This window comes from Streptomyces sp. NBC_01808, from assembly GCF_035917395.1.
Lineage (GTDB): Bacteria > Actinomycetota > Actinomycetes > Streptomycetales > Streptomycetaceae > Streptomyces.
The window spans coordinates 940,734-963,977 of record NZ_CP109072.1 but is presented as its reverse complement, the minus strand read 5'-3'; the positions used below and the strand labels follow the sequence as shown (position 1 = coordinate 963,977).

18 protein-coding genes and 1 pseudogene are annotated in these 23,244 nt (G+C 73.1%); 11 read left to right on the top strand and 8 right to left on the bottom strand.

Going from position 1 to position 23,244, the window contains the following annotated elements; genetic code table 11:
* Positions 1–151 precede the first annotated feature (151 nt).
* A complete protein-coding gene (locus tag OG946_RS03840) occupies positions 152–544 on the top strand; it encodes a VOC family protein (protein WP_326794753.1) in 393 nt (130 codons plus the stop codon).
* Between the two features lie 36 nt (positions 545–580).
* Here the strand turns inward: OG946_RS03840 and OG946_RS03835 are convergent, their stop codons facing one another.
* A complete protein-coding gene (locus tag OG946_RS03835) occupies positions 581–1,261 on the bottom strand; it encodes a helix-turn-helix domain-containing protein (protein WP_326794752.1) in 681 nt (226 codons plus the stop codon).
* A 28-nt stretch (positions 1,262–1,289) separates the two neighbouring features.
* On the opposite strand from OG946_RS03835, the gene OG946_RS03830 reads away from it, so the two are divergent.
* The gene (locus tag OG946_RS03830; protein ID WP_326794751.1) at positions 1,290–2,159 is read left to right on the top strand and encodes an Fpg/Nei family DNA glycosylase; all 870 of its coding nucleotides are present in this window, start codon (positions 1,290–1,292) and stop codon (positions 2,157–2,159) included.
* 19 nt (positions 2,160–2,178) lie between these two features.
* Here OG946_RS03830 and OG946_RS03825 read toward each other — a convergent pair whose 3' ends face one another.
* The gene (locus OG946_RS03825) at positions 2,179–2,400 is read right to left on the bottom strand and encodes a dodecin (RefSeq protein WP_326794750.1); all 222 of its coding nucleotides are present in this window, start codon (positions 2,398–2,400) and stop codon (positions 2,179–2,181) included.
* Between the two features lie 64 nt (positions 2,401–2,464).
* The gene (locus tag OG946_RS03820; protein WP_326800137.1) at positions 2,465–2,875 is read right to left on the bottom strand and encodes a universal stress protein; all 411 of its coding nucleotides are present in this window, start codon (positions 2,873–2,875) and stop codon (positions 2,465–2,467) included.
* Positions 2,876–3,109: 234 nt separating this feature from the next.
* Here OG946_RS03820 and OG946_RS03815 point away from each other — a divergent pair, with 234 nt between their 5' ends.
* The gene (locus OG946_RS03815; RefSeq protein WP_326794749.1) at positions 3,110–4,654 is read left to right on the top strand and encodes an MFS transporter; all 1,545 of its coding nucleotides are present in this window, start codon (positions 3,110–3,112) and stop codon (positions 4,652–4,654) included.
* Here OG946_RS03815 and OG946_RS03810 read toward each other — a convergent pair.
* Both OG946_RS03810 and OG946_RS03805 read right to left on the bottom strand, forming a co-directional pair.
* Entirely contained in the window at positions 4,651–5,202 is a 552-nt protein-coding gene (locus tag OG946_RS03810) for a dihydrofolate reductase family protein (protein WP_326794748.1), read from the bottom strand. The genes OG946_RS03815 and OG946_RS03810 overlap by 4 nt on opposite strands.
* 68 nt (positions 5,203–5,270) lie before the next feature.
* Positions 5,271–5,975 carry a helix-turn-helix domain-containing protein gene (locus OG946_RS03805; protein ID WP_326794747.1) on the bottom strand — a complete coding sequence of 235 codons (705 nt, stop codon included), beginning with the start codon at positions 5,973–5,975 and terminating at the stop codon, positions 5,271–5,273.
* Between the two features lie 275 nt (positions 5,976–6,250).
* Between OG946_RS03805 and OG946_RS03800 the strand changes: the two genes are divergently transcribed.
* Both OG946_RS03800 and OG946_RS03795 read left to right on the top strand, forming a co-directional pair.
* The gene (locus OG946_RS03800; protein WP_326794746.1) at positions 6,251–7,024 is read left to right on the top strand and encodes a hypothetical protein; all 774 of its coding nucleotides are present in this window, start codon (positions 6,251–6,253) and stop codon (positions 7,022–7,024) included.
* Positions 7,025–7,435: 411 nt separating this feature from the next.
* Entirely contained in the window at positions 7,436–11,497 is a 4,062-nt protein-coding gene (locus OG946_RS03795) for a discoidin domain-containing protein (RefSeq protein WP_326794745.1), read from the top strand.
* Positions 11,498–12,087: 590 nt separating this feature from the next.
* Here OG946_RS03795 and OG946_RS03790 read toward each other — a convergent pair.
* Complete coding sequence (locus OG946_RS03790; RefSeq protein WP_326794744.1) at positions 12,088–13,041, bottom strand: pirin family protein; 954 nt, start codon at positions 13,039–13,041, stop codon at positions 12,088–12,090.
* Positions 13,042–13,114: 73 nt separating this feature from the next.
* Positions 13,115–13,882 (bottom strand): annotated as a pseudogene (locus OG946_RS03785) (RICIN domain-containing protein); the annotation flags it as partial.
* On the opposite strand from OG946_RS03785, the gene OG946_RS03780 reads away from it, so the two are divergent.
* Positions 13,845–14,099 (top strand): zinc ribbon domain-containing protein, encoded by a 255-nt coding sequence (locus tag OG946_RS03780; protein ID WP_442814259.1) that lies wholly within the window; start codon positions 13,845–13,847, stop codon positions 14,097–14,099. The pseudogene OG946_RS03785 and the gene OG946_RS03780 overlap by 38 nt on opposite strands.
* A 208-nt stretch (positions 14,100–14,307) precedes the next feature.
* Here OG946_RS03780 and OG946_RS03775 read toward each other — a convergent pair whose 3' ends face one another.
* Positions 14,308–16,917: a PA14 domain-containing protein gene (locus tag OG946_RS03775; RefSeq protein WP_442814584.1), complete on the bottom strand. Its 2,610-nt coding sequence runs from the start codon at positions 16,915–16,917 to the stop codon at positions 14,308–14,310.
* Between the two features lie 204 nt (positions 16,918–17,121).
* Here OG946_RS03775 and OG946_RS03770 point away from each other — a divergent pair, with 204 nt between their 5' ends.
* The 5 genes from OG946_RS03770 (at position 17,122) to OG946_RS03750 (ending at position 23,190) form a co-directional block, all read left to right on the top strand.
* Complete coding sequence (locus tag OG946_RS03770) at positions 17,122–18,153, top strand: LacI family DNA-binding transcriptional regulator (protein ID WP_326794743.1); 1,032 nt, start codon at positions 17,122–17,124, stop codon at positions 18,151–18,153.
* Positions 18,154–18,394: 241 nt separating this feature from the next.
* Positions 18,395–19,486, top strand: coding sequence for an ABC transporter substrate-binding protein (locus tag OG946_RS03765; RefSeq protein ID WP_326794742.1), 1,092 nt, complete (start codon positions 18,395–18,397; stop codon positions 19,484–19,486).
* A gap of 5 nt (positions 19,487–19,491) precedes the next feature.
* On the top strand, positions 19,492–21,216 hold the full coding sequence (locus OG946_RS03760) for a sugar ABC transporter ATP-binding protein (protein WP_326794741.1): 1,725 nt from the start codon (positions 19,492–19,494) through the stop codon (positions 21,214–21,216).
* The gene (locus tag OG946_RS03755; protein WP_326794740.1) at positions 21,209–22,174 is read left to right on the top strand and encodes an ABC transporter permease; all 966 of its coding nucleotides are present in this window, start codon (positions 21,209–21,211) and stop codon (positions 22,172–22,174) included. The genes OG946_RS03760 and OG946_RS03755 overlap by 8 nt, the downstream gene beginning before the upstream one ends.
* Positions 22,171–23,190, top strand: a complete 1,020-nt coding sequence (locus tag OG946_RS03750; RefSeq protein ID WP_326794739.1) for an ABC transporter permease — start codon at positions 22,171–22,173, stop codon at positions 23,188–23,190. The genes OG946_RS03755 and OG946_RS03750 overlap by 4 nt, the downstream gene beginning before the upstream one ends.
* Positions 23,191–23,244: the final 54 nt, after the last annotated feature.

Genomic DNA, 23,244 nt, shown 5'->3' with positions numbered 1-23,244 from the left:
ATTAACTTGCAGAGTGGGCGCGGAGTCAAGGGTGGGGGCCCGGGTACGACGTGATCGTCGCGGGCACCACGCCGGCCGAACCGCGCCGGGCGGGTGAGGACGTCCGATTCGTTCAAGACGCGTATGCCGGCCCGTTCCTAGGGTCGGGGCCATGACCGCACGATTCGACGCCATCGGAATGGTGACCGCCGACATGGCCGCCACCCTCGCCTTCTACCGCCTGCTCGGCCTGGACATCCCCGCCGACGCCGACGGGCAGCCGCACGTCGAGGCGGCACTGCCCGGCGGGCTGCGCCTGATGTGGGACGCGGAGGAGGCGATCAAGTCCTTCGCGCCCGACTTCGAGCCGCCGACCGGGGAGGGGCGTATCGGCCTCGCCTTCCGCTGCGAGGGCCCCGCCGACGTGGACGCGACGTACGCGATGCTCACCGAGGCGGGGTACAAGGGGGCCATGGCGCCCTGGGACGCCGAGTGGGGCCAGCGCTACGCGCAGGTGCACGACCCCGACGGCAACGGCGTCGACCTCTTCGCCCCGTTCGGCTGACCGCCGGGCCCGCGGAGGGGCGGACCGGGGTGCCGCTCAGAGCAGCGCCGTCAGCGGCACCCCGGCCAGTGCCCGCATCTCGCGCGCCAGGTGCGCCTGGTCCGCGTACCCCGCCAGCGCCGCCGCCCCGGCCGGCGGCGTGCCCGCCCGGGCGAGCGCCAGCGCGCGGTTCATCCGCAGCACCCGGGCCAGCGTCTTCGGCCCGTACCCGAAGGCCGCCAGGCTGCGCCGGTGCAACTGCCGCTCGCCGAGCCCCACCGCCCCCGCGATCTCGGCCACCGGCCGGCCCGCCGCCAGCGCCGCGACGACCGCCGGCACGTACGGCTCCGGCGGCTCCGTGTCCGCCAGGCGGGCCCGCGCCAGCGCCTCCAGCGCCGCACCCGGGTCCACCGCCCCGGCGACCTGCTCGGCCGCCAGCCGGGCCCGCCGCTCGCCCCACAGATCCGCCAGCGGCACCCGCAGGTTCCGCAGCTCGTGCGCGGGCGCGCCCAGCACCGCCGGGCCCTGCCCGGGGGCGAAGCGCAGCCCGGTGTACGTGTCGCCCGCCGCCCCGGTGCCGACGTGCGCCCGGGTGTCGGGGCCCGCGACGAGCAGCCCGCCGGGCGTGAGGATCAGGTCGGTGCCGCCGTCCGGGAGCACCCGGTACGGGCCAGGGCGGACGTCCCGGCGGCGCCAGACGACCGCGCCGCCGAGCAGCGCCGGCCTCTCCTCGTACATCACTCCAGGATGCCGCAGACTGGGAGGCATGCCCGAGCTTCCCGAAGTCGAAGCGCTCAGCGGATTCCTGACCGAGCACCTGGTGGGGCGGTACGTCGCCCGGGTGCAGCCGGTCGCGATCAGCGTTCTCAAGACGTACGACCCGCCGCTCACCGCGCTGGAGGGCGCCGAGGTCACGGCCGTCGGACGGCACGGCAAGTTCCTGGACCTCACGGTCGCCGACGAGTTGCACCTGGTGATCCATCTGGCCCGGGCCGGCTGGCTGCAGTGGAAGGACAAGCTGCCGGCCGCGCCGCCGCGTCCCGGCAAGGGGCCGCTGGCGCTGCGGGTGCGGCTGGCCGAGCCGGAGGGCGCGGGCTTCGACCTCACCGAGGCGGGCACCCAGAAGCGCCTCGCGGTCTACTGCGTACGGGATCCGCAGGACGTGCCCGGCGTCGCCCGGCTGGGGCCCGACCCGCTGGCCGCGGCGTTCACGGCGGAGGCGTTCGCCGGGCTGCTGGCGGGCGAGCGGCGGCAGATCAAGGGCGTGCTGCGCGACCAGTCGACGATCGCCGGCATCGGCAATGCGTACTCCGACGAGATCCTGCACGTCGCGAAGCTCTCCCCGTACAAGCTCGCCGCGAACCTCACCGACGAGGAGACCGCCGTGCTCTACACGGCGATCGGCGACACCCTGCGCGGCGCCGTCGAGCGCTCCCGAGGGGTGGCCGCGGGGCGGCTGAAGGCGGAGAAGAAGAGCGGGCTGCGGGTGCACGGGCGGGCCGGGGAGAAGTGCCCCGCCTGCGGCGACACGATCCGCGAGGTGTCGTTCGCCGACTCGGCGCTGCAGTACTGCCCCACCTGCCAGACCGGCGGCAAGCCGCTGGCCGACCGGAGGATGTCCCGGCTGCTGAAGTGACCGCGGCCGCGGAGGGCTGTCAGGAGCCGCCGGCGTCCTCCAGCCGGAAGCCCACCTTCAGGCACACCTGCCAGTGCGCCACGGCGCCGTTCTCCAGTTGCCCGCGCACCTGGGTGACCTCGAACCAGTCGAGGTTGCGCAGCGTCTGCGAGGCGCGCGCGACGCCGTTGCGGACGGCGTCGTCGACACCGGCGTGGGAGGAGCCGACGATCTCGGTGATGCGGTACGTGTGATCGCTCATGAACCCACCGTGCCGCAGACCCGCCGGGCTCGCGACACGGGCGGCACCCGGCCGGCGGCAGGGGTTACGGCACCACGGTGACCGGCCAGCGGCCCGCCTTGACCAGGCGTACCGCCACCGAGCCGACGAGCCGGTGCCCCGCCTGCTCCGACGCGCCTACGATCACCGCGTCCGCCTTGAGGTCCTGTGCCGCCTGCACCAGCCCCGTGTAGGCGTCGCCGTGCAGGGTGTGGAACTCCCAGCGCACGTCGAACAGCCCGCGCAACTGCGCCGCCGTCCGCCGGATCTCCGCCACCAGCTCCTCGGCCACCTCCGCCGTCGCGCCCGCCACCGGCGCGCCGAGCGCCGCCGCGGCGGCCAGCGTCGGCTGCACGTACACCACCGCGAGCAGCGAGCCCTGCCGCCGGGCCAGCCCCGCGGCGTAGGCGGCGGCGCGCCAGGAGGTGTCGGAGCCGTCGACGCCGACGAGGATCACCTTGGGGCCGTCGGTGCCGCGCTCGAAACGGGCCGTGGCCTCCGGGCGGTCACCGGGGCGGTCGTCCGGGCGCTCCCCGGTCCCGTCCCCTGACCTGCCCGCTGACCCGTTCTCTGACCTGTCTTCGAGGTTGCCCCCGGTGCCGGCTTCGCTCACAACCCGGACGGTACCCGACGCGCCGCACGGCGTGCACGGTACGGTGCGCGCGCCCGGACGGTGCGGTTGACTGCGGGCATGACGCAATCCCATCCGCCCGCCGGCGCACCCGCGGATCTACGGCTCGCGCAGCCGGCCGGGCGCTGGCTGCTGACCGCGGTGGTGATCGGCTCGGGCATCACCTTCCTCGACGCCACCGTCGTCAACGTCGCGCTGCCCACCATCGGCGACGAACTAGGCGCCTCCCTCGGCGGTCTGCAGTGGACCGTCAACGGCTACACCCTCACCCTCGCCGCGCTCATCCTCCTCGGCGGCGCCCTCGGCGACCGCTACGGCCGCCGCCGGATCTTCATCTTCGGCACCGTGTGGTTCGCGGTGGCCTCGCTGCTGTGCGCGCTGGCGCCCAACGTCGGCATCCTCATCGCCGCCCGCACCCTTCAGGGCATCGGCGGCGCGCTGCTGACCCCCGGCTCCCTCGCCCTCATCCAGGCCTCCTTCGCCCCCGAGGACCGCGCCCGCGCGATCGGCGTCTGGTCGGGGCTCGCCGGCATCGCGAGCGCCCTCGGCCCGCTGCTCGGCGGCTGGCTGGTGGAGGCGGCGAGCTGGCGGTGGGTGTTCGCCATCAACGTGCCGCTGGCCGTTGTCGTCGTGGCCGTCGCCGCCCGGCACGTACCCGAGAGCCGCGACGAGACGGCCACGGGACGCTTCGACTGGACCGGCGCCGCGCTCGGCGCGCTCGGCCTGGCGGGCGTGACGTACGCCCTGATCGCCGCGCCCGAGAAGGGCGTCTCGGCGCTGCTGCTGGCCGCGAGCAGCGGCGTGGGGGTGGCGAGCCTCGCGGCGTTCGTGTTCGTCCAGCGGCGCAGCAGCCACCCGATGCTCACCACCGGGATCTTCGGCTCCCGCCAGTTCACCGCGGCGAACCTGGTCACGTTCGTCGTCTACGCCGCCCTCGGCGGGGTGACCTTCTTCCTCGTGCTGGACCTGCAGATCGCCGCCGGCTACTCGCCGATCGCCGCGGGCTCCGCGCTGCTGCCGGTGACGCTCATCATGCTGGCGCTCTCGGAGCGGTCGGGAAAGCTGTCCGAGCGCATCGGGCCGCGCATCCCGATGACGGTCGGCCCGGCGATCTGCGCCGGCGGGCTGCTGCTGATGCTGCGCATCGGCGGCCCCGGCGACAACGTGCCGTACGTACGGGAGGTGCTGCCCGGCGTGGTGCTCTTCGGCTTCGGCCTGGCGACGACGGTCGCCCCGCTCACCGCCACCGTCCTCGGCGCCGTGGAGGACCGGCACTCCGGCATCGCCTCCGGCGTCAACAACGCGGTGGCCCGCGCCGCGGGCCTGCTCGCCGTCGCCGCGCTGCCGCTGGCCGCCGGGCTCTCCGGCAACGACTACCGCAACCCCGGGGCGTTCGGCGACGGCTTCCGCGTCGCCCTGCTCATCTGCGCCGTGCTGCTCGCCGGCGGGGCCCTGCTGTCGTGGCTGACGATCCGCTCGCCGAAGGAGCCGGCGGGGCCGCCGGAACCGCCGTGCCACGTGCACTGCGCGGTGGCGGGCCCGCCGCTGCAGTCGCTGGTCGAGGACCCGGCCGCCGACGACCCCGAGGAGCCGGAACGCCCCTAGTCCGCCGGCCCGTAGACCAGGTGCAGCACGCCGGAGGCGAACGCCTTCGAGTCGAGCAGCTTCAGCGGGATCCTGGTGTCGCCCTCGTCGAAGAGCCGCTCGCCCTGGCGCACCGCGACGGGGTGGACCAGCAGGTGCAGCTCGTCCAGCAGGCCGTGCGCGAGCAGCTCGCGGATCACGGAGACCGAGCCGCCGATGGAGACGTTTCCGCCGGACTCCTTCTTGAGCGCGGTCACGCCGGTGACCAGGTCGCCCTGGAGCTTCTCGGAGTTGCGCCAGCTCAGGTCGACCTCGCCGCGGCTGACGACGATCTTGCGGGCGTCGCCGAGGATCTTCGCGAACCCGGCGTCCTCGTCGTCGGTCCCCTCCCGCTGCGGCCACGCCTCCGCGAAGCCGTCGTAGGTCTTGCGGCCGTAGAGCATGGTGTCGGACATCAGCCCGCCGACCGCCTCGCCCATCTCGTCGTCGAAGTAGGACATGTGCCACTGGTCGGGCGCCTCCACGACGCCGTCGAGGGAGATGAACAGGCTGGCGACGATCTTTCTCACGGGAGGCTCCAGAAGGCGGGGGGTCGGCGGACGTGCAGTCCGTCGGGACGTTAGCGGCCGCCGGGGCGTCAGGTCTTGTACAGAAGCGCCAGCGGCTGCGCGGGCCGCGGGTCGTTCCGCAACTGTCCCGCGGTCCGGCCGATGAAGCGGCTGAGCGCGTGGGCCAGATGCGGCTCGTCGTAGTAGCCCAGGCGGTGCACGACGTCGTCGGCCGCCGCGCCCTCGCGGAGCAGCACCGCGGCGTGCCGCGCCCGTTCTATCTGCCGGACCGCGCCGTGGGTGAAGCCGGTCGCGGCCTGGAAGCGCCGCTGCGCGGTGCGCGCGGAGACGTCCGGTGTGCCGCCGCGCATCAGGTCGGTGACGAGCGGGTCGCGGACGAGCACGCCGGCGCGCACCAGCCGGTCCGCGAACGCCTCGGCGTCGTCGGGCCCCGGCACCGGCCAGTGGGAGTCCTTCAGCCAGAACGACCTGCGCGTCGCGTCGGGTATGTCCACCCCGCCGTCGACCAGCAGGGGCGCCGGCAGATGCGTCAGCGAGGTGCCCAGCGCGAAGGTGATGCCGAAGAACGCCGCCTCCTCGGGCACCGGCGCCGTGCTCGTCCGCGACTCGGGGCCCGCCACCGCGGCCTGGAACCCCGCGCGCGACTCCCAGAACACCAGGTCCCAGCAGGCCGACGCGACCGCCGTCATCCGGTCGACGCCCTCGCTGCGGCTGCGCCAGACGTACGACACGTACGGCGAGTCCGACGCCCGCCCCTCGATCTCCAGCCCCATCGCGCCCCCTCGCGACAACCGGCGCCCCGCACGGGCGCGCTCCCGCCGTGCAGTCTGGCACGCGCCACCGACAACGGCCCGGCGGCGGCCGGCGGGACGAGCGCCCGCCGGTCGCCCCGGCTCACCTCCGCCGCCGCGAAGCTCCGTGCGGCGTACGGGCGTTGCCCATGGCCGGGCGCACCCCCGCCGGAGCAGGGCTTTTATATCCGCTTTCGCGGCCCGGTGCTTCGATGCAGGCCGCGAACGACCCACCGAACTCCCTGAGGGGGACCCCCTTGAGACGTCTCGCCACGGCCCTGGCCGCCGTCCTCGCCGGCGCGGCCGCGCTGACCCCGCTCGCCCAGGCCGCAGCGCCCGCGGCGTCACCGCCCGACCCCGCGCCCGGCGGGCCGCAGCGCCCGTACGAACCGGATGTGGAGGGCACCGACAACATCGACACCCTGGACGTCACCGCGACCCGCGGGCCCGGGCGGAGCGTGACAGTCGCCTTCGACCGGCGCAGCCGCGCCGCCGAGGGGACGACGCCCGCCGGGGCCCGCCGCTTCGTCTTCCTCTTCGACCGCTCCGTCAGCTTCCGTCCCGACTCCTTCCCGACCTGCGCCCGCGCCGTGGTCGAGGCGGACGGCGTGGCCGCCTGCCCGCCCGGCTCCCTCGTCGGCGAGGGCCTCGGCACCTGGCCGGACGGCTCGGAGCACGACGTGTCGGTCGTCAACACGCGCGTCGACGGCACGCCCGGGGTGCTGGTGGTCATCCCCGGCGTCGGCTCGATCCTGGAGCAGACCTTCGAGCGGATTCGGGACCCGTACTACGGCGACTACGGCTGGGCGGCCGACGAGATCCTGCCGCCCAGCCCGGTGCCGCCGGGGGAGCGCGCGGGCACCACGCGCTTCCAGTTGTCGTTCGGCGCGACCCGCGAGGACGGCGGCCGCACCGTCGGCTTCGTCGAGACGACGGCGCGGCCCGGCGACAAGCTGCGGTTCGGGCTGTGGAGCGAGTTCGTCACCGGCCAGGTCGTGCTGCCCACGGCGACGGTGCGCCTGGGGCCCTGACCCCCTCCCGTACGGCACCGCATCCTGTACGGGGCCCGGCCGGGCGGTGGCGCCAGAAGTCCCGCGGCGTCACCGCCCCGCCGGGCGCCAGGCTCACCCGGCCGCGTCGCCGGCGCCCGTCGACGGTGAAGCCGGCGTGACGCAAGAAACAGCCAAGAAATGTAAGTGAGTTGCGTTCCTCGGGCGGGTGGTGCGCGGGTCGGCCGGCGCGGTGCGGATGTCCCCAGCTCTGCACGCTGCCAACTCGCGCGTGCACCGCCCTTGATGGCGTGCTGTCATGTGCACGCAAGCCGGTTCGGTGTGGCCGCGCACGGGAACGGAGTCGATGCCGTGACCGTAGACCTACCATGATCGTTCTGCAATTCTTCGATATCTCAGCGTAATTAGCTAACTCACAGGTTGGACGACCCCATGAGAAAGCACCGCTCGAGACATCGGCCCACCGTCGCCGCCCTCGCCACCGGACTGCTCCTGTTCGGCCTGCCCGCCCTCCCCGCCCTCCCCGCCGTCGCCGCGGCCGGCTACGACGACGCCGCCGGCCGCCCCGCCGCGAGCAGCGCCGCCCCGCGGCACGCCGCGGCGGAGGTGACGGACGGCGACCAGGACACGTACTGGCAGAGCCGGGGCACGGGCCCGCAGTGGGTGCAGACTGACCTCGGCCGGCAGGCGCGCGTCGACGAGGTCGTGCTCCGACTGCCCGCGGACGCCGCCGCGCGCAAGCAGAGGCTCGCCGTGCAGGGCAGCGCCGACGGCACCACCTTCCACACCCTGTCCGCCGAGGACGCCCGCGCCTTCCGCCCCGCCGCGGACAACACCGTGACCGTGCGCTTCCCCGCCTCTCTCACCCGCTACGTGCGCGTGCAGTTCGCCGGCGCCACCGCGGAACGCCCCGCCCGCCTCGCCGAACTCACCGTGCACACCGCCGCGGACGGCGCCGCCGACCTCGCCGCGGGCCGCCCCCTCAGGGCCAGCAGCCACACCGGCGACAAGACCGCCGACCGGGCAGGCGACGGCGACCGTGACAGCTTCTGGCAGAGCGGGAAGAGCAAGCGCGAGCAGTGGCTGCGGACCGACCTCGGCGCCACCGTCGGCATCGACCGCGCCGTGCTCAAGCTCCCCGAGGGCGGCGCCGCCCGGGTGCAGAACCTCAAGCTCCAGGGCAGCACGGACGGCCGGGAGTTCACCGACCTGACCGCCGCCCGCGACATCGCCTTCGGCGCCGCCGGCGGCCACAGCGCGACCCTCTCCTTCGACACCGCCGTCACCCGCCACGTACGCGTCGTCTTCACCGCCGGCACCGGCAGCGCCCGGCTGGCCGAGCTGGAGGTCTACGGTCCGGCCGAGGGCGACACCCGGCCGCCCGGCGCCCCCCGCGACCTCACCCGCACCGCGCTCCCCGACGGCCGCGTCCAGCTCGACTGGCGGCCCCCGGCCGAGGGCGCCGACGACCTCGACGGCTACGACGTCTACGCAAACGGCCGGCTGCGCACCGGCGTCGCCGCCGACGTGACGACGTACGTCGACACCCCGGCGCCCGGCGAGTCCGTCACGTACCGCGTACGCGCCCGGGACGGCGCCGGCAACCAGTCGCCCGACAGCGCCAGGGTGACCGCCCGGGGCGGCCCGGCCGCCGCCGCGGAGCCCGCCGCACCGGATCCAGGCACCGCCGCCGCGGCCGCCGCCGATCCCGACCTGGCCGGGGGCAAGCCGATCACCGCCTCCTCCCACGTGCACAACTTCGTCGCCACCAACGCCAACGACGGCAACCGCGGCACCTACTGGGAAGGCGCCGGCGGCGCCTACCCCGGCACCCTCACCGTCGAACTCGGCGCCAACGCCGACGTCAGCGCCGTCGTCGTCCAGCTCAGCCCCGACCCCGTCTGGGGCCCGCGCACCCAGACCTTCTCGGTCCTCGGGCGGGAGCAGGGCGCCACCTCCTTCACCACCCTCAAGGCCGGCGCCCAGTACGCCTTCGACCCCGCCACCGGCAACAGCGTCACCGTCCCCGTGACCGGCCGCGTCGCCGACCTGCGGCTGTCGTTCACCGCCAACACCGGCGCCCCGGCGGGCCAGGTCGGCGAACTCCAGGTCCTCGGCACCGCCGCCCCCAACCCCGACCTGGAGGTCACCGGCCTCACCCACACCCCCGCGAACCCCGACGAGACCCAGTCCGTCACCCTCGCCGCGACCGTGCACAACGCCGGCGAGGAGCCCGCGGCGGCCACCGGCGTCGGCTTCCTGCTCGGCGGCGAGCCGGCCGGCACCGCCGACGTCGGCACGCTGGCCCCGGGCGCCACGCGGACCGTGACCGCGAACACCGGCGCGCACGACTCCGGCGAGTACGCCGTCGCCGCCGTCGTCGACCCCGACGACACCGTCGTCGAACAGGACGAGGGCAACAACGAGTACACCGCTCCCACCCCGCTCCGGGTCTCGCCCGTGCAGAGCAGCGACCTCGTCGCCGCCTCGGTGGACTGGACGCCCAGCTCCGCGACCGGCGGGGAGAGAGTCGACTTCTCCGTCGCGCTGAAGAACCAGGGCACCCAGGCGTCGGCGAGCGGCAGCCACCCGATCACCCTCACGCTGCGCAACGCCTCCGGCGGTACGGTCACCACGCTGAACGGCGCTCACAACGGCACCGTCGCCGCCGGCGCCGCCACCGCCCCGGTCGGCCTGGGCAGTTGGACGGCGGCCAACGGCTCGTACACCGTCGAGGTGACGGTCGCCGCAGACGCCAACGAGGTGCCGGTCAAGCGGGAGAACAACACCAGCACCGAGTCGCTGTTCGTCGGCCGCGGCGCCGACATGCCGTACGACACGTACGAGGCCGAGGACGGCGCCGTCGCCGGCGGCGCGCAGGTCGTCGGCCCGAACCGCACCATCGGCGACGTCGCGGGCGAGGCGTCCGGGCGGCGCGCGGTGACCCTCGACCAGACCGGCGAGTCCGTCGAGTTCACCGCCAGGGCCAGCACGAACACCCTGGTCACCCGGTTCTCCATCCCCGACGCCCCGGGCGGCGGCGGCATCGACGCCACCTTGAACGTCTACGTCGACGGCACCTTCCACAAGGCCGTCGGCCTCACCTCGAAGTACGCCTGGCTGTACGGGGCGGAAGCCGCCCCGGGCAACAGCCCCGGCGCAGGCCCCGCGCGGCATATCTACGACGAGGCGAACCTGATGCTGGACAGGACCGTGCCCGCCGGCAGCAGGATCCGGCTCCAGAAGGACGCGGCCAACACCACCAGCTACGCGATCGACTTCGTCAGCCTGGAGCAGGTCGCGCCGAAGGCCAACCCGGACCCGGCCGCGTACACCGTGCCCGCCGGGGTCACCCACCAGGACGTGCAGAACGCCCTGGATCGCGTGCGCATGGACACGACCGGTCAGCTCAAGGGCGTCTACCTGCCGCCCGGCGAGTACCAGACGTCGAGCAAGTTCCAGGTGTACGGCAAGCCGGTGCAGGTCGTCGGCGCCGGCCCCTGGTACACCCGCTTCCACGCGCCCGCGGGCGAGCAGAACACCGACGTCGGCTTCCGCGCCGAGCAGGCCGCGGCAGGATCCTCCTTCCGCGGCTTCGCCTACTTCGGCAACTACACCAGCCGCATCGACGGCCCCGGCAAGGTCTTCGACTTCCAGAACCTCTCGGACATCACGATCGACGACATCTGGAACGAGCACATGGTGTGCCTCTACTGGGGCGCGAACACCGACGACATCACCATCGGGAACTCCCGCATCCGCAACTCCTTCGCGGACGCGATCAACATGACCAACGGCAGCACCGGCGCCCACGTCGTCAACAACGAGTCCCGCGCCACCGGCGACGACAGCTTCGCGCTCTTCTCCGCGATCGACGCGGGCGGCTCCGACATGCACAGCAACGTCTACGAGAACCTGACCTCGCTGCTCACCTGGCGGGCCGCGGGCATCGCCGTCTACGGCGGCTACAACAACACCTTCCGCAACATCCGCATCGCCGACACCCTCGTCTACTCCGGAGTCACCGTCAGCTCGCTGGACTTCGGCTATCCGATGAACGGCTTCGGCACCCAGCCGACGACCCTGGAGAACATCACCATCGAGCGCTGCGGCGGGCACTTCTGGGGCGCGCAGACCTTCCCGGGCATCTGGCTCTTCTCCGCCTCGAAGGTCTTCCAGGGCATCAGGATCGACAACGTCGACATCGTCGACCCGACGTACTCCGGGATCATGTTCCAGACCAACTACGTGGGAGGCCAGCCGCAGTTCCCGATCAAGGACACGATCCTCACCGACATCACCGTCTCCGGCGCCCGCAAGAGCGGTGACGCCTTCGACGCCAAGTCCGGCTTCGGTCTGTGGGCGAACGAGATGCCCGAGGCGGGGCAGGGCCCGGCCGTCGGTCAGGCCACGTTCCGCAACCTGACCCTGAGGAACAACGCGCAGGACATCAAGAACACCACGTCCACCTTCACCATCGACATCCAGCCCTGATCCGCGACCCCTCGCGGGCAGGCGCCCCGGCCGGAGTTCGATGCCCGGCCGGGGCGCCGTCGTCGGCACGTACGGCGAGCGCCCGGGAGCCCAAGGGCGGCCAGGCGCGGCCTGGGCAGTCGAATCCGCCGTTCTCGCGGTTCATCGGCCTGACCGCCCGCACCCCCTCCACCGCCGAGCGCTGCCGCAGCAGGACCTCGGCCACGCCGCGCACGGCGCCCCGGGGCGGGACCGCGGCTCGCCGCCGGGGCCTCCGATGTTCTCCGCGTCGTGGGTGCTCACGGGCTGTCGGTCCTCCGCGGCGGTGGGCAGAAGGTTCCGGGAAGCGGCACTTCTGTGCATTGGGCGTCTTGATCCCGGTTCGCCATGGGGTCCGTGCCCGTGTCCCGGCGCGCGGCGGGTCCCGTATGCCTGAACGGCCATCGACGCAGGTGGCCGGATTATGCCCAGGCGCGGGGGAACCGCTTCGCAACAGCGCTACTGACGCGTAGTCTTCTGTTCGGGCCCCGTTGTTCCCCCGGCAGCGGGGCCCATAACGTGCCCCGCCGCCGTGCCCGTACGGGCACGGCGGCGGGTGAACGGCCGGGCGCTCAGCGCGGCTTGAGGGGGGTCGGCGGCAGCGGCGGCGCCTCCAGCCGGGGGCCTTCGTAGCCGTGGACCTCGCCGAAGCCGGTGCCGCTCATCCACTCCGTACGGGCCCGGTCGATCTCGTCGTGGTGGCGGCCCACGAAGTTCCACCACATCACGATCCGCTCCGCGAACGGCTCGCCGCCCAGCAGCATCAGCGAGCTGTCCACATCGGCCCGCAGCGGCAGCTCCGTACGGCCGCAGCCCAGGTAGACCATGGACTCCGGGGCGAGCCGCAGCCCGTCGACCTCCGCCTCGCCGGACATCGTCAGCGCCGCGTACTCGTAGTCGGGCTCCACCGGCAGCCGCGCCTCCGTGCCCGCCGCCAGGGTGACGTCGGCGCCGACGATCGGCGTGTACGTCGTCCCCGGGGACGCCGCGCCGGCCAGCTCGCCGAGGATGACCGTCGCCGACAGGCCGCCGCCGGCCACGTGCGGCAGCTCCGCGTGGTGCTCGAAGGCGGGCGCGGTGGCGCGGTGGGCGTCGGGGAGCGCGACCCACAGCTGAGCGCCGTGGAGCAGCCGCGAGTGGTCGCGCGGCGACTCCTCCGAGTGGGCGATGGCCCGCCCCGCGGTCATCAGCCCCAGCTCCCGCGGCCGCACTGTCTGCAGGCTGCCCAGGCTGTCGCGGTGCAGGACCTCGCCGTCGTGCAGCCAGCTCACGGTCTGCAGCCCGGTGTGCGGGTGCGGCGGCACCTGCATCCCCGGCTCGCCCGCGATGTCGTCGGGGCCGTAGTGGTCGACGAAGCACCAGGCGCCGACCATCCGCCGGCCGAGGTTCGGCAGCAGCCGCCGCACCACCGTGCTCTCGCCCAGCGGCATGTGGCGCGCCTCCAGCACCTCGCGCACCGGCTCCGCCGTCACGTCCGCCCGGCCGCCGCAGGCGGCGACCGGGGGCTTCATGTCCAGATTGCTCATGGGCCCACGCTACGCGCGCGGACGGCCGGAATCCGCATGCCGGCCCGGCCGCCCGCGCGTCACCCGGCGCGCGTCAGGCCGGCGCCGCGACCAGCCGCCACAGGTGGTCCGCGGTGCCGTTGTCGTCGTACTGCACCACCTGCGCGCTGTTCGCCGTCGACATGCCGTCCACGCCGAGCACCTTGCCGCTGTGCTCGTTGCGGATGCGGAACCAGCCGTCCGCGTCGGGCACGATCCGCCACAGGTGGTCCGGCGCGCCGTCGTCCTCGTACTGCACGACGGGCGCGCTGTTCGCCGTCGAGCCGCCGTCGACGGCGAGCACCTTGCCGCTGTGCCCGTTGCGGATCACCAGCAGCCCGTCGCCCCGCTCCCGCAACTGCCAGGAGTGGTCGGACGTGCCCGAGTTGTCGAACTGGTGGACCCGCGCGCCGTCCGACAGCGACATCCGGTCGACCGCCAGCACCTTGCCGCTGTGCTTGTTCTGCACCCGGTGGTACGGGGGCTCCGGTGTCCACGGCGTGCCGTCCGGGCCGGCGGTCGGGAACGCCGTGATCCGCAGCCGGGCCGCGCCCATCGGGATCAGCGTCACCGTCTCCGGCGCCTCCGTACTACGGGCCGGGCTCTGCTGCAGCGGCGCGACGACGCGCTGCCGGTCGGCGACCCACTCCGGCAGCCGGCGCGCGGGCGCGGTGATGCGCACCGGGGTGTGTTCGTGGGTGAACGGGTCGCCGGTCACCGGCCCGTCGTCGCGGTGGAACGCGAGGCCCGCCGGGGCGTCGGGGGCCAGGGCGTAGTTCCACGGGGTGGTGGCGTGCACGGCGAAGTGCGGGAAGTCGCCGCTCGCGTGGGTCGATCCCGCCTGCTCCTCGACGGAATGCGCCCAGTGCGGGCATGTCGACCGGCGAAACCGTATCTCCCAGGCCCGATTCGCATGCCGGTCGTGCGGCGTCGTTGCGCACGCCGACCGGAACGCCTCCCACGTCCTTGCCCGTAGGGGCGAGAGCGTGTGGACTGCGGGGCGTGAGTCACGCGCCCCAGCCGCCCGGCCAACCGGCTGAATGGCTCAGACGCGGGAGGTCACCCCACAGCCAGTGGGACCCCACCCGCAAGCCCGGCCCTTCACGGCCGGGTAGTTGACCGGAGGAGGCATGTCGGTGCCTGGCGCTTGGTGCTCGGGAACGCCCGGCGGGGCCGGGCGGCGGGCCCGCCCCCCGGCCCCGGCCGCGGCGGGCGCCGCGGCCGGGGGTGCGGGGAACGGGCGGTGCGTCAGGAGGCGTCGCAGGTGAGGGTGCCGTCTGCGGCCCCCTCGATCAGCGCCTCATGGGCGGCCCTGATGCGTTCCACATCGGGCTTGAGGACCTTGCGGTCGTAGGTGAGCAGTCCGTTCAGCTCGCCCTCCACATCCGTGATCTGGGTGTAGACGGCGCCGCTGCTCCCGTTGCAGGCGGCGAACCGCTCGACTTCGGCCAGCTTGATCAGGTACTCCTCGGTGTACGCCTCGCGGTCGACGCCCACGTAGGTGTGCCGCACCGGCCAGGCGTTGCCGGGGATGGCCAGCCCGAGGCCGCCGTACTCGCCGCTGACGAGCGCGCGCGTGCCGTCGGGCTTGGGCAGTTGCGCGCTCGGATAACCGTGCGCGTCGGAGATGTCGCCGTTGCCGCCGTCGACCGCTCCGCAGCAGTTGTGGCCACTCATGTTGTTGACCAGCCGCGTCGGGTCCAGCTCCTTGGCGTAGTCGGCGATACGGGCCTGGTCGTACTGGCCCCAGCCCTCGTTGAACGTCACCCACATGACCACCGACGGGTGGCTGTCGTGCTGCTCGATCATCTCCTTCAGCTCGTGCTCGAACTGGGTGCGGGAGCTCTGCGAGGGCGTCTTGGTGTTCATCGACGGCATGTCCTGCCACACCAGCAGGCCCAGCTTGTCGGCGTGGTAGAACCACCGGTCCGGCTCGACCTTGATGTGCTTGCGCACGGAGTTGAAGCCCATCTCCTTGTGCATGTCGAGGTCGTACTTCAGCGCCTTGTCGGTGGGCGCGGTGTGGATGCCCTCGGGCCAGAAGCCCTGGTCGAGGGTGGCCATGGCGAACACCGGCTCGCCGTTGAGCGTCATCCGTTGCTGACCGTCGATCGTCTCGACGCCCACGGTCCGCATGCCGAAGTAGCCGCGCACCTGGTCGGCGGAGGCACCGGCGCCGACCGTCACCTTCAGGTCGTACAGGTGCGGGTCGTCGGGGGACCACAGCTTCGGGTCGGGCACGGGCACGGTCAGGGGCTCGCCGGTCTTCCCGGTGGCGGTGCCGACCTCGCGGCGGCCGTCGTACGCGGTGGCGGTGACCGGCACGCCGTCGCGGACGCCGCGTACCTGGACGGCGGCCTGCTCGCCGGCCACGTCGGGGGTGATCTTCAGGTCCTCGGCGCGGTCGGTGGGCACCGGCTCCATCCACACGGACTGCCAGATGCCGGAGGAGGAGGTGTACCAGATGCCGCTGGGCGACAGCCGCTGCTTGCCCATCGGCGGGTTCTCGCCGTCGGCGGAGTCGGTCGGATCGTAGACCCCGACGATCAGCTCCTGCTTGCCGCCGCTGCGCAGGGCCCGGGTGACGTCGGCGCTGAACCGGTCGTAGCCGCCCTTGTGGGACGCGACCTGCTTGCCGTTGAGCCAGACGTCGGCCTTCCAGTCGACAGCGTCGAAGTTGAGCTGGAGCCGCTCGCCGCCCTGGCCGACGCGCCAGTCATGCGGCACGGTGAAGGTGCGCTTGTACCACATGCGCTCCTCGTGCCGCTGGACCCCGGACAGCTCGGACTCGACCGGATAGGGCACGACGATCTTCTCGTCCAGCGTGCGGCCGAACGGCGGGCTCTCGCCCTCCGTGGCGCCGGCGAACTGCCAGGTGCCGTTGAGGCTCTGCCAGTCCTCGCGGGTGAGCTGCGGGCGCGGGTACTCCGGGAGCGGGGCGTCCTCGTCGACGTCGTCGGCCCACTTCGTCCGCAACTGGTACTCGGAGTCGTTCGCCCCCGAGGTCCAGAACTCGCCGATGTCGGAGCCGTCGGCGCCGGTCAGTCCGCCCTCGCCGTCGTAGCGCACGTCGGCGGAGCCGCCCTGGCCGACCACCGGCTCGTCGAGCGGGACGATCAGCCGCGAGGGGTCGTCGGGGTCCAGCTCGGCCGCGGCCCGCGGCCAGTCGGCGCCGCCGATGACGGTCTCCAGATGCTCGTCGAACGTCGCCGGGGGCGCGGCGAGCGGCTGGGCGAAGTCCATGGTCAGCGTGCGGCCGTCGGGCTGCACGGCGACGTCGGTGGGGCCGGTGTAGTCGAAGTCCCCGGGGAGCGTGAACGCGGACTGCGGCACGGCCTCCTTCTGGGCGGCGGGCTTGGTCCAGCGCAGGTGGAAGTTCGAGCCGCCGTGGTGCTCGAAGTACTCCACCTTGATGTCGTACGTGCGGCCCGCCTCCAGGGTCACGGGCTGCGAGGTCTGTTCCTTGTCCCAGTCGTCGATCCAGTGGTCGATGACGATCTCGCCGTCCACCCACAGCCGGAAACCGTTGTCCGCGCTGACGTGGAAGGTGTGCGCGCCGGAGACCTCGGGGGTGATCCCGCCGGTCCAGCGGACGCTGACGTTGTCGGCCTGGCCGGCGCGGGCCGCGAGGCGCGGCTCCAGGTTGTCGAAGTCGAGCGACGGGTCGAAGGCGGTGGCCTTCAACTGGTCGAAGTCGAACGTGCCGGGGGCGCTGTGGGTGTAGTACTCGCCTTTGAGGCCGTGGACCTCCGCGGCTGCGCGGGAGTCGGCGGCCTCGGCGGCGGCCGGGCGGTCGTCGCTCGTGGCCGAGAAGCCGGGACCGGCGGGGACCAGGGTCAGGGCGAGGGCCGCGAGGATGGGCGTCGGCCAGCGGAGTAGTCGCCGCCGTACGCGTCTGAGCGAGGGGTGCACGGGTACCTCCGGAAGTCGGAGAATGCGGGTGCTGGGGCTGCCCTTTGCCCCCGGGCGTCTTGTATAACGTTGGAAACAAGGGCAGTTGGCATGACAGCACGCCTCCTGCGTTGTGTCCAGTGCATGACCAAACGGCGTAGGAGGAACGCGTTGAGAGTCAGCCTGAAGGATGTGGCCGAGCGGGCGGGCGTGTCGGTGAAGACCGTCTCGAACGTGGTCAACAACTATCCGCACGTCACGCCGGCGATGCGGGCGCGGGTGCAGCAGGCGATCGACGAGCTGGGTTACCGCCCCAACCTCACCGCCCGCCACCTGCGCAAAGGCCGTACGGGCATCATCGCGCTCGCCGTGCCCGAGCTGGGCAACCCCTACTTCGCCGAGCTGGCGGGGCACGTCATCGACGAGGCCGCCCGGCACGACTTCACCGTCCTGCTCGACCACACCCAGGGCCGGCGCGAGCTGGAGCTGCTCGTTACCCAGGGCTTCCGGGCCCGGGTGATGGACGGGTTGATCCTCAGCCCGCTGGAGCTGGACACCGAGGATCTGCGCGGCCGGGCCGAGGAGAGCCCGCTGGTGCTGCTCGGCGAGCGGCGCTACGACCTGCCGTACGACCACATCGCGATCGACAACATCGCCGCGGCCCGGCAGGCGGTCGGCCATCTGCTGGACCTCGGCCGGCGCCGCATCGCGTTCCTCGGCGCCCGCGAGGACCGCGCCCACCAACCTGCTCACCTGCGACTTCTCGGCTGGCGGGCGGAGTTGGCGGACCGCGGCGTGCCGGTCGACGAGGCGCTGGTGGCGTACACCGAGGGCTGGGAGCGGGCGGACGGCGCGGTCACCATGGCGGCGCTGCTGGACTCCGGGCAGCGGCCGGACGCGGTCTTCGCGTACAACGACCTGATCGCCATCGGCGCGATGCGGGTGATGTCGGAGCGCGGGCTGCGGGTGCCGGAGGACGTGGCGGTGGTCGGCTTCGACGACATCACCGAGAGCCGCTACGGGGCCGTCACGCTGACCACCATCGCGCCCGACAAGCAGGCTATCGCCAGGCTCGCGGTGGAGTCCCTCGTCAAGCGTCTCGACGCCGCCCACGGCGACGGCAGCGTGCCCGAGTCGCAGGAGATGCACCCCGCGTTCTCGCTGGTGGAGCGGGAGAGCACGCGCGGCCGCGTGAGCGGCTGACCCCCGCGGAACGCCCCGCCCGGGCCGGCCCCCGGGCGGGTGCCCCGGCCTGCCTCCCGCCGTCCTGACGGGGCGTCAAGTCCCTTACGGGGCAGGGTGCTTGGCGATCTTCGCCGGACAAATCCGTGCTGCGGGAGGTGTTTACAGCGCCCTTCCAACGATGTAAAACATCCCCTGAATTCTTCCGGTCCCGCGCAGCGGCCCGGCCCTCGTACTCCACCGCCCGAATTGGGGTATCACCATGAAGCCGCACGCCCGTACCGCCGCCAGAACACTCCTCGCCGTCGCGCTCAGCGCGAGCCTCGCGCTCGCGGCCGGCTGCGCCAAGTCCGAGGACGACGACGAGGGGAGCACCGGCGCCGCCGCCGGCTCCGAGGAGGCCAAGGGCAGCGAGCAGAAGGTCTCCGGGGGCTCGGGCCCGACCTGTGTGATCGGCGACTACGGCGCCGAGGAGACCGACCTCGCCGGCGCCACCGTCGGCTTCTCGCAGTCCGAGAAGGAAGCCAACCCGTTCCGTATCGCCGAGACCGCCTCGATCAAGGCCGAGGCCGACGAGCGCGGCATCGAACTGCTCACCGCCAACGCCCAGTCGCAGTTCTCCAAGCAGATCAGCGACGTCCAGGACCTCATCGCCAAGGGCGCCGACCTGCTGGTCATCGCCCCGCTGAACTCCGACGGCTGGGACCCGGTGCTGAAGTCCGCGGCGAACAAGAAGATCCCCATCGTCACCATCGACCGGAAGATCAACGCCGAGCCCTGCAAGGACTACGTGAGCTTCATCGGCTCCGACTTCACCGAGCAGGGCAAGCGGGCCGCGGACAAGATGATCGAGGCCACCGGCGGCAAGGGTGAGATCGCCATCCTGCTCGGCACCCCCGGCAACAACGTCACCACCGAGCGCACCAAGGGCTTCAAGGACCGGATCGCCGAGAAGGCCCCGGACCTGGAGGTCGTCTTCGAGCAGACCGGCGAGTTCGCCCGCGAGAAGGGCCAGCAGGTCACCGAGCAGCTCATCCAGTCCAACCCGGAGATCACCGGGATCTACGCCGAGAACGACGAGATGGGCCTCGGCGCCGTCAACGCGCTCAAGGGCGCGGGCAAGGAGCCCGGCGCGGTCAAGATCGTCACCATCGACGGCACCCGCAACGCCGTCCAGGGCATCGTCGACGGCTGGATCGACTCCGTCATCGAGTCCAACCCGCGCTTCGGCCCGCTGGCCTTCGAGACCCTCGACGCCTTCACCAAGGGCGAGGAGGTCGGCCAGGACATCGTGATCGAGGACAGCGAGTACACCGCCGACAACGCCGAGGCCGACCTCGGCAAGGCGTTCTGACGCCGATGGCCGCAGCGAACGAGCCGCCCGAGCGGCACGAGCCGGGCGGGCCCACCGGGCCCGCCCGGTCCGCCGGGCCGCACCCGGCAGAGTCCCAGGAGGTCACGGACGTCGAGGACGCCGGCCGTGCCCCCCGGGACGGCACGGCGGAACGCCCCGCCGTCCTGGCCGTACGCGACCTGACCAAGCGCTTCCCCGGCGTCCTCGCCCTCGACGGCGTCGACTTCACCGCCCGCGCCGGCGAGGTGCACGCCCTCGTCGGCGAGAACGGCGCCGGGAAGTCCACCCTCATCAAGGTCCTCACCGGCGTCTACCAGCCCGACGAGGGCGAGCTGACCTACCGCGGCGAGCGGGCGTCCTTCGCCACCCCGCTCGCCGCCCAGCAGGCCGGCATCTCGACCATCTACCAAGAGGTCAACCTCATCCCGCTGATGAGCGTGGCCCGCAACCTCCTCCTCGGCCGCGAACCGCGCCGCCGCGGCGGCCTCATCGACTTCGGCCGCATGCACCGCGAGTCCGAGCGCATGCTCCTCGACTACGGCGTCCGCGTCGACGTCCGCCGCCCGCTGGCCGAACTCGGCGTCGGCGCCCAGCAGATGGTCGCCCTCGCCCGCGCCGTCTCCGCGGCCGGCCGCACCGACGTCGTCGTCATGGACGAGCCCACCTCCTCCCTCGAACCCCGCGAGGTCGAGACCCTCTTCGGCGTCATCGGCCGGCTGCGCGCCGACGGCGTCGCCGTCGTCTACGTCAGCCACCGCCTCGACGAGCTGTACGCCGTCTGCGACACCGTCACCGTGCTCCGCGACGGCCGCGTCGTGCACACCGGGCCGCTCGCCGGGCTCGACCGGCTCCGGCTGGTCTCCCTCATGCTCGGCCGGGAGATGGGCGAGGTGCGCGCCGAGGGCCTGACCAAGTTCACCGGTGATCACGGCACCGGTGCCGAACCGGTGCTGCGCGCCGAGGGCCTGACCCGCCGGCACGAGCTGCACGACGTCTCGCTCTCCGTCCGCCCCGGCGAGGTCGTCGGCCTCGGCGGACTCCTGGGCTCGGGACGTACCGAGACCGCCAAGGCCATCGCCGGCGCCCTCCCGCTCGGCGCCGGCCGCGTCACCGTCGCGGGCGCGCCCGTACGCACCGGCTCCACGCCCGCCGCGATCCGCGCCGGCATCAGCCTGCTGCCGGAGGACCGCAAGTCCGAGGGCATCGTGCCGGGGCTCTCGGTCCGCGAGAACATCGCGCTGGCCGCGCTGCCGCGCATGTCGCGCTACGGGCTGGTCTCCGAGGCCCGTATCGACGCCGTCGTGGAGACGTTCGTCAGCAGGCTGCGCATCAAGGCGGCGAGCCCGCACCAGAAGGTCGGCGAGCTGTCCGGCGGCAACCAGCAGAAGGTGCTGCTGGCCCGCTGGCTCGCCATGCAGCCCAAGGTGCTGCTGCTGGACGAGCCGACGCGCGGCATCGACGTCGGCGCCAAGGCCGAGGTGCAGAAGCTCGTCGACGAACTCGCCGAGGACGGCCTCGGCGTGCTGCTGATCTCCTCCGACGTGGAGGAGCTGATCGAGGGGTCCGACCGCGTGGTGGTGCTCAGGGACGGCGCCGTCGTCGGCGAGCTGACCGGCGACGACGTCACCGAGGACAGACTCATGGAGGCCATCGCGGCCGCCGCAGAGCCCGGTGGAGAACCGGACCCGGCGCCCCGCGGGCCCGGTGCGGAGGCGGCCGGCCATGGCTGACCTCACGCTGCGCCGCGCGCTGCCCGCCGACCGCGAGCGGGTGCTGCGCTGGCTCCAGGAGTACGGCGTCTACGCGGGCGTCGCGCTCCTGCTGCTCGTCAACATCGCCTTCACCCCCCACTTCCTGTCCGCCGAGAACTTCCGCACCCAGGCCGTCCAGGTCGCCCCCGTCGTCATCGTCGCGCTCGGCATGGCGCTGGCCATCGGCAGCGAGGGCGTCGACCTGTCCGTCGGCTCCGTCATGGCCCTGTCCACCTCGCTGGTCGCGCTCTACATGGGGTACGGGCCGTGGATCGCGCTGATCGTCGCGATCGTCGGCGGTGCCGCGGTCGGTCTGGCCAACGGCTCGCTGATCGCGTTCGTCGGGGTCCAGCCCATCGTCGCCACGCTCGCGCTGATGGTCGGCGCCCGGGGGCTCGCGCTGGTGCTGCTGCCGCAGTTGGAGGACATCCGCGACCCGGGCATGGCGACTCTCGGCTCCGGCGAGTTCGCCGGCGTGCCGTACGTGGTGCTGATCGCGGTGGCGCTCGCGCTCGTCGTCGCCTTCGTCGTCCGCCGCACCACCTTCGGCCGCCAGTTGCTCGCCATCGGCGACAGCCGCCCCGCCGCCAAGCTCGCCGGGCTGCCGGTGCGCCGGGTGCTGATCGTGGTGTACGTCGTCTGCGGCGTTCTCGCCGCCGTCGCCGGCTTCCTGGCCACCGCCCGGCTGTCCGCCAGCGACCCCACGTCGCTCGGCAACCTGATGGAGCTGTCGGCCATCACCGCCGTCGTCGTCGGCGGCACCCCGCTGACCGGCGGCCGGGTCCGCATCGGCGGCACGGTGGCAGGAGCGGTGCTCATCCAGTTGCTGACGGCCACCCTGATCAAGCACGACCTGGAGCCGTCGTGGACGCAGATCGCCCAGGCCGTGGTGATCATCCTCGCCGTCTACGCCGCCAGGGAGAGGGGGAAGCGGTGACCGTCGTGAAAGACGAACCCGTCGCCGTGGCGTACGGCCCGGAGGAGCCCGCGGGCTCCGGGCGGGGCGAGCGGCTGAGCGCCCTCGCGCAGCAGCACGGCGCGCTGGTCGCGCTCATCGCCATCGCCGCCGTCGCCTCGCTGTCCTTCGACTCCTTCGCCACCACCGGCAACATCGAGAACATGGCGGTCTCCTCCGCCTTCCTCGCCGTCGTCGCCCTCGGGATGACCTTCGTCATCATCACCGGCGGCATCGACCTGTCCGTCGGCTCGGTGTTCGTGCTCGGCGGCGTGCTCGCCGCCTGGGGCTCACGCCACGGCACCCTGGTCGCGCTGCTGCTGCCACTCGCCGTCTGCGGACTCTTCGGCCTGGTCAACGGGTTGCTCATCGCCCGGCTCCGGCTCGCGCCTTTCATCGTCACGCTCGCCGCCATGCTCGGCGCCCGCGGCGTGATGCTGTCGATCACCGACGAGGGCGCCGACACCTACCTCGTCGCCGAGGGCTCGTTCTTCGCCGACCTCGGCCAGGGCAAGCTGCTCGGCATCGGCGTCCCGGTGTGGATCACCGCGGCGCTCTTCGCCGCCGGCGGCGTCCTGCTCCGCCGCACCCGCTTCGGCCAGCACGTCTACGCCGTCGGCGGCAACGAGGACGCCGCCGCGCTGATGGGCGCGCCCGTGGCCCGTACCAAGACGCTGGTCTACACCCTCAACGGGCTGCTCGCCGGCTTCGCCGGCGCGCTCAACGCCGCCTGGCTCGACTCCGGCGTGACCATCCTCGGCTACGGCATGGAGCTGGAGGCGATCGCCGCGGTCGTCATCGGCGGCACGCTGCTCTCCGGCGGTATGGGCTTCGTCGGCGGCTCGCTGGTCGGCGTGCTGCTGCTGAAGGTGATCCAGAACGTCATCAACCAGATCGGCTCGCTCGACTCCGCCTACCAGCAGGTCGTCAGCGGCGGCTTCCTGGTGGTCGTCGTCATCGCGCAGACCTGGCTCGCCCGGCGCCGCCGGGCCCCCTGACCGGCCGCCGGGCGACCGGGCGGGTTGGCCCGGCGGTCGTACGGCGGCCGGTCG